This is a genomic window from Streptomyces sp. NPDC001851 (assembly GCF_040297165.1).
Lineage (GTDB): Bacteria > Actinomycetota > Actinomycetes > Streptomycetales > Streptomycetaceae > Streptomyces.
Window position 1 is genome coordinate 261,790 of the sequence record NZ_JBEOYR010000012.1, and the last position, 6,550, is coordinate 268,339.

Genomic DNA, 6,550 nt, shown 5'->3' on the forward strand with positions numbered 1-6,550 from the left:
GTTGGCCGGGTTTCTGGTGCATATGGATCCACGAGGAGTCGGAAGAATGAACTGGGTGGAAACGGCGGAGGTCCCGCTGGAAGTACTGCTTCCTGAACTCTTCGAGACCCAGGTGAGGCGCACCCCGGAGCACACCGCGCTGACCATCCGCACGGACCACCTCAGCTACCGCGAACTGAACGAGCGGGCCAACCGGCTCGCCCGCTACATGGTCTCCCGGGGCGTCGGTGCGGAGCAGATCGTCGGTGTGCTGATGCCCCGCTCCGCCGAACAGGTCGTGGCGCTGCTCGCGGTGGCCAAGAGCGGTGCCGCCTACCTGCCCCTGGACGTGGAGTACCCGGCGGAACGCATCGCGTTCATGCTCTCCGACGCCCGGCCGGCGTGTCTGCTCACGACGACGTCCGGCACCCACGCCCTGGGGGACGGCCGAGCCGTCCGGCTGGACGACCCGGCCGTGGCCGCGGACCTCGCCGCACTGCCCGCCTCGGACCTGGCGGACCACGAGCGCGTCGCCCCGCTGCGCGCCGCGAACCCCGCGTACGTCATCTACACCTCGGGCTCCACCGGAACGCCGAAGGCCGTGGTGATCGAGCACGGCGCCCTCGCCGACTACCTCGGGTGGGCGGCGCGGACGTATCCCGGCGTCCGCGGCACCTCGCTGTGGCACTCCTCGGTCTCCTTCGACATGACCGTCACCTCACTGTTCGCCCCCCTGACGACCGGTGGCCGGGTATGGGTCACCGCGTTGGCGAACGACGAGTCCGCCGGCCCGGAGAAGTGCACCTTCCTGAAGGCGACCCCCAGCCACCTGCCGCTGCTCGGAGTGCTGCCGGCGGGCTTCTCGCCCACCACGGAACTGATGCTGGGCGGCGAGGCGCTGCTCGGCCCGGTCCTGGACGAGTGGCGCCGCGATCACCCGTCGGTCACCGTGATCAACGTCTACGGCCCTACCGAGGCGACCGTCAACGTGGCCGAGTTCCGGCTGGAACCCGGCGAGCCGACCCCGGACGGTGTGCTGCCGCTGGGACGGCTGATGGACAACGCACGCGGCTATGTGCTCGACGCCGGGCTGAGGCCGGTCGCGGTGGGCACCCCGGGCGAGCTGTACCTGGCCGGCCCCGGGCTGGCGCGCGGCTACCTGGGCCGTCCCGGACTGTCGGCCGAGCGGTTCGTGGCGGACCCGTTCGGCGCACCGGGCACCCGTATGTACCGCACGGGTGACCTGGTGCGGTGGCGGGCCGACGGCCAGCTGGAGTTCCTGGGGCGCACCGACCACCAGGTGAAGGTGCGCGGCCATCGGATCGAGCCGGGCGAGATCGAAGCGGCGCTGACCAGGCACGAGCAGGTGTCCCGGGCGATGGTGCTGGTCCGCGAGGACCGTCCCGGTGACCAGCGGATCGTTGCCTACCTCAGCACGCCGGACGGCGCAGCCGCCCCGGACCCGGCGTCGCTGCGCACCCGTCTGGCAGCCGTGCTGCCCGAGTACATGACGCCCTCGGCCTTCGTGACCCTCGACCGCTGGCCGCTCACCCCCAACGGCAAGGTGGACCGCTCCGCGCTGCCCGCCCCCGACTACGCCAGGGCGGGCGGCTCCGGCGGCCGTGCTCCCCGTACGCCCGACGAGGAGACCCTGTGCCGGATGGTGGCCGAGGTACTCGGTGTGGACCCGGTCACCGTGGACGACGACTTCTTCGCCCTCGGCGGGCACTCCCTGCTCGCCACGCGCCTGTTGAGCCGGGTGCGGAAGGTGTTCGGGGTGGAGTTGTCGGTGCGGGCGGTGTTCGAGGCGCCGACGGTGGCGGGGCTGGCGGCGCTGGTGGCGCGTGCGGGGGCGGCGCGTGCGCCGCTGGTGCGTGCGGAGCGTCCTGAGGCGTTGCCGTTGTCGCCGGCGCAGCGTGGGTTGTGGTTCGCGTTCCGGTTGGAGGGGCCGAGTCCGACGTACAACGTGCCGTTGGCGGTGCGGTTGTCGGGTGTGCTGGACCGGGCCGCGCTGACCGCCGCGGTGAGCGATGTGGTGGGCCGTCATGAGGTGTTGCGGACCCGGTTCGCGGAGGTCGGCGGTGAGCCGGTCCAGGTGGTGGAGGCGGATGCCGCTCCGGCGATGGAGTTCGTCGAGCTGGAGGGCGACCTGTCGCGGGCGCTGGCCGAGCGGGCGGGGTACTGCTTCGACCTGGCGGCCGAGGCGCCGTTGCGGGTGACGTTGTTCGGGGTGGGGGAGCGGGAGCATGTGCTGCTGCTCCTGCTGCATCACATCGCGGGTGACGGCTGGTCGATGGGGCCGTTCCTGCGGGACCTGTCGACGGCGTACGCGGCGCGTTGCGAGGGCGCGGTCCCGGAGTGGGAGCCGCTGCCCGTGCAGTACGCCGACTACGTGCTGTGGCAGCGGCAGGTGCTGGGCTCGGCGGACGACCCGGACAGTGTGCTGGCTCAGCAACTGGCTTTCTGGCGTGGGGCGTTGGCGGGGGCTCCGGAGTTGCTGGAGCTGCCGGTGGACCGGCCGCGTCCGGCGGTGGCCAGTCATCGGGGCGCCACGGTCCGTTTCTCGGTGGACGCCGGTACCCACAGTGGGTTGGTGGCGTTGGCCCGCGCGTCGGACGTGACGGTGTTCATGGTGGTGCAGGCGGCGCTGGCGGTGCTGTTGTCGCGACTGGGTGCGGGGACGGACATCCCGCTGGGTACGGCGGTGGCGGGGCGTACCGACGAGGCGCTGGACGATCTGGTGGGGTTCTTCGTCAACACGCTGGTGCTGCGCACGGACGTGTCGGGCGACCCGACGTTCCGCGAGCTGCTGGCACGCGTGCGGGAGACGGACCTGGCGGCCTACGCGCACCAGGACGTGCCCTTCGAACGGGTCGTGGAGGCCGTCAACCCCGGCCGCTCACTCTCCCACGCACCCCTCTACCAGACGATGCTCACCTCCCAGAACATTCCGGCCCGCGCCACCGCCCTGTCCGGCCTCAGCGCCGCCGACGAGGAGGTCCCGAGGAGTACGGCCCGGCACGACCTGTCGTTCCACACCTGGGAGCTGACCGCCGAGGACGGCAGCGCCGCGGGCATCGACGGCCGGCTCGAATACGCCACCGACCTCTTCGACCCCGCCACGGCCGACGCGCTCACCGCCCGCCTGGTCCGGCTGCTCGGCGAGGCGGTCGCCGCACCGGACCGCCCCGTCAGCACCCTGGAGATCCTGACCCCCGGGGAACGCCGTCTCCTGCTGTCCGACTGGCAGGGCGAACAGCGCGCGCCCTCCGGGGAACTGCTGCACGACCTGTTCCAGGCACAGGCCGCCCGCATCCCGGACCGCCCCGCGGTCCAGGCCGGCGGTGTGACGCTGAGCTACCGGGACCTCAACGAACGGGCCAACCGGCTCGCCCGCCTGCTGGTCGCACGCGGCGCCGGCCCCGAGAAGTACGTGGCCGTGGCCCTGCCCCGCTCGGTCGACCTGGTGGTCGCCCTGCTCGCCGTGGTCAAGTCGGGTGCCGCCTACCTCCCGCTGGACCCCGCGTACCCGGCCGAGCGGCTCACCTTCATGCTCGACGACGTGGCACCGGTCCTGGTGCTCACCGAACGGGGTGTCCTCGCCGGCGTCCCGTCGGACCGGCCGCTGCTCTGCCTCGACGAGCCGGAGACCGCCGCCGAGGTGCTGGGCCGTTCCGGCGCCGACCTCACCGACGGCGAGCGCGAACGGCCGGTGAGCCCGGACAACGCCGTCTTCGTGATCTTCACCTCGGGCTCCACCGGCCGCCCCAAGGGCGTCACCGTGCAGCACCGCTCCCTCGACGGCTACCTCTCCTGGACCCGCGCCGCCTACCCCGGGGTGGCGGGCCGGGCGCTGGTGCACTCCCCGGTCGCCTTCGACCTCACGGCCACCGGGCTGTTCGCGCCCCTGACCTCGGGCGGCTGTGTCGAACTCATCGAACTCGACGAATCCGCCCCGGCGGCGGGCGGCGGCGAACAGCCCACCTTCGTGAAGGCCACGCCCAGCCATCTGCCGCTGCTGATCGGCCTCCCGGACCGGTTCTCGCCCACGGAGCAACTGGTGCTCGGCGGCGAGTCGCTGATGGGCGAGGTGCTGGACGAGTGGCGGGCCCGGCACCCGAAGGCCACCGTGATCAACGAGTACGGCCCGACCGAGACCACGGTCGGCTGCTCCGAGTTCCGGATCGAGCCCGGAGACGCCGTCCCGACCGGCGTGGTCACCATCGGCCGGCCGGTCTGGAACACCCGGATGTACGTACTGGACGCCCGGTTGCGCCCGGTCCCGGCCGGCAGCCCGGGGGAGCTGTACATCGCCGGTGACCTGGTGACGCGCGGCTACCACCGCCGTCCGGACCTCACCGCGGGGCGGTACGTCGCCGATCCCTTCGGCCCGCCCGGCAGCCGCATGTACCGGTCCGGCGACCTCGGCCGGTGGCGGGCCGACGGGCAGCTGGAGTTCATCGCCCGGGTCGACGACCAGGTCAAGGTGCGCGGCTTCCGGATCGAGCCCGGCGAGATCGAGGGCGTCGTGGGCGCCCACCCGGACCTCGCCCAGATCGCCGTCGTCGTCCGGGAGGACCAGCCCGGCGACAAGCGGCTGGTCGGCTACGTGGTGCCCGTCGCGGGCCGCAGCCCCGACCTCGCCGAACTGCGCCGGTACGCGGCCGAGAGGCTGCCCGACTACATGGTGCCCGCCGCCTTCGTAGCGCTCGCCGAACTGCCCCTCACCCCCAACCGGAAGCTCGACCGCAAGGCGCTGCCCGTCCCCGACTACGGACCGGCGGCGGCCGCCACCGGCCGGGGACCGCGCAACGCCCGCGAAGAGATCCTGTGCGGTGCCTTCGCCGCGATCCTCGGCGTGGACCGGGTCGGCGTCGACGACAACTTCTTCGACCTCGGCGGCCACTCACTGCTGGTCACCCGGCTCATCGGCGGACTGCGCAGCGCGCTCGCCGTCGAACTGCCCATCCGCGCGGTCTTCGAGACGCCCACCCCGGCCGGGCTCGCGGCCCGGCTCGCCGAGGCCGGGACCGCCCGCCCGCCGCTGCTGCCCGCCGTCCGCCCCGACCGGGTGCCGCTCTCCTTCGCCCAGCGCAGACTGTGGTTCCTGCACAAGCTGCAGGGCTCCAGCGTCACCTACAACATCCCCACCTGGATCCGGCTGACCGGCGAACTGGACAGGGACGCCCTGGCCGGAGCCGTGGCAGACGTGGTGGAGCGGCACGAGACGCTGCGCACCGTCTACCCGGAGGAGGCCGGCGAGCCGTACCAGCTGGTGCTGCCCGCCGGGCAGCTCCGGCCCGAGGTCTCCTTCGTCCAGGTGGCCGGCGAGCGCGAGCTGACCGAGGCGCTGGCGCGGGCGGCCCGGCACTCCTTCGCCCTGACCGGTGAACTGCCCCTGCGGGTCGCCGTCTACTCACTGTCCGCGCGGGAGCACGTGCTGTCGATCGTGAAGCACCACATCGCCAGCGACGGCTGGTCGATGGCGCCGCTCGCCCGGGACCTGTCGGTGGCGTACGGGGCCCGGTGCGCCGGCCGGGCCCCGGAGTGGGAGCCGCTGCCGGTGCAGTACGCCGACTACGCGCTGTGGCAGCGCGCCATGCTCGGCTCCGAGGACGACCCGGACAGCATGCTCGCGCGCCAGCTCGCCTTCTGGGAGCGGGAGCTGGCGGGCGTCCCCGAACTCCTGCAGCTGCCGACGGACCGGCCCCGCCCGGCGGTCGCGAGCCACCGGGGCGGCACCGTCGAGCTGACCCTCGACGGCGCGCTGCACGGTGCGCTGGTCGGCCTCGCCCAGCAGGCGGACGTCACGCTCTTCATGGTGCTGCAGGCCGCGCTCGCCGCGCTGCTGTCCCGGCTCGGCGCGGGTACCGACATCCCGCTGGGCACGGTCGCGGCCGGGCGCACCGACGAGGCGCTGGACCAGCTGGTCGGCTTCTTCGTCAACGCGCTGGTGCTGCGTACCGATGTCTCCGGCGACCCGACGTTCCGGGAACTGCTGGCCCGGGTGCGGACCACCGACCTGGCCGCCTACGACCACCAGGACGTGCCGTTCGAACGGGTCGTGGAAGCGGTCAACCCCGACCGCGTCCTCTCCCATTCCCCGGTCGTCCAGGTGATGCTGACCCTGCAGAACTACGACCGGCGCGGACTGGACTTCCCCGGCATCCGCGCGACCGCGCCGAAGGTCACCAACGAGGTCGCCAAGTTCGACCTGATCTTCTTCTGGGAGGAGCAGCACGACGAGCGGCTCCGCCCGGACGGACTCAACCTTGAACTGAAGTACGCCACCGACCTGTTCGACCACGACACCGTCCGCACGCTGGCCGAGCGGCTGGTCCGGGTCCTGCGCGAGGTCGCCGCCCACCCCGACCGCCCGATCGGACGGGCCGAGATCCTGGCCGCGGCCGAACGCCGGCAACTCCTCGACGGCCACAACGACACGGCTCGTGAGATACCCGCCCGGACGCTGCCGCAGCTGTTCGAGGAGTGGGCTGGTCGTGTTCCGGATGCTCCGGCTGTGGTGTTCGGGGATGTGGTGGTGACGTACGGGGTGGTGGAGGAGCGGGCG

Annotated in this window: 1 protein-coding gene; it reads left to right on the plus strand. The window is 72.9% G+C overall.

From position 1 onward, the window contains the following. Window positions 1-46: 46 nt before the first annotated feature. A partial coding sequence (locus ABT171_RS20140) for a non-ribosomal peptide synthetase (RefSeq protein ID WP_351245579.1) occupies window positions 47-6,550 on the plus strand: 6,504 nt, incomplete at its 3' end.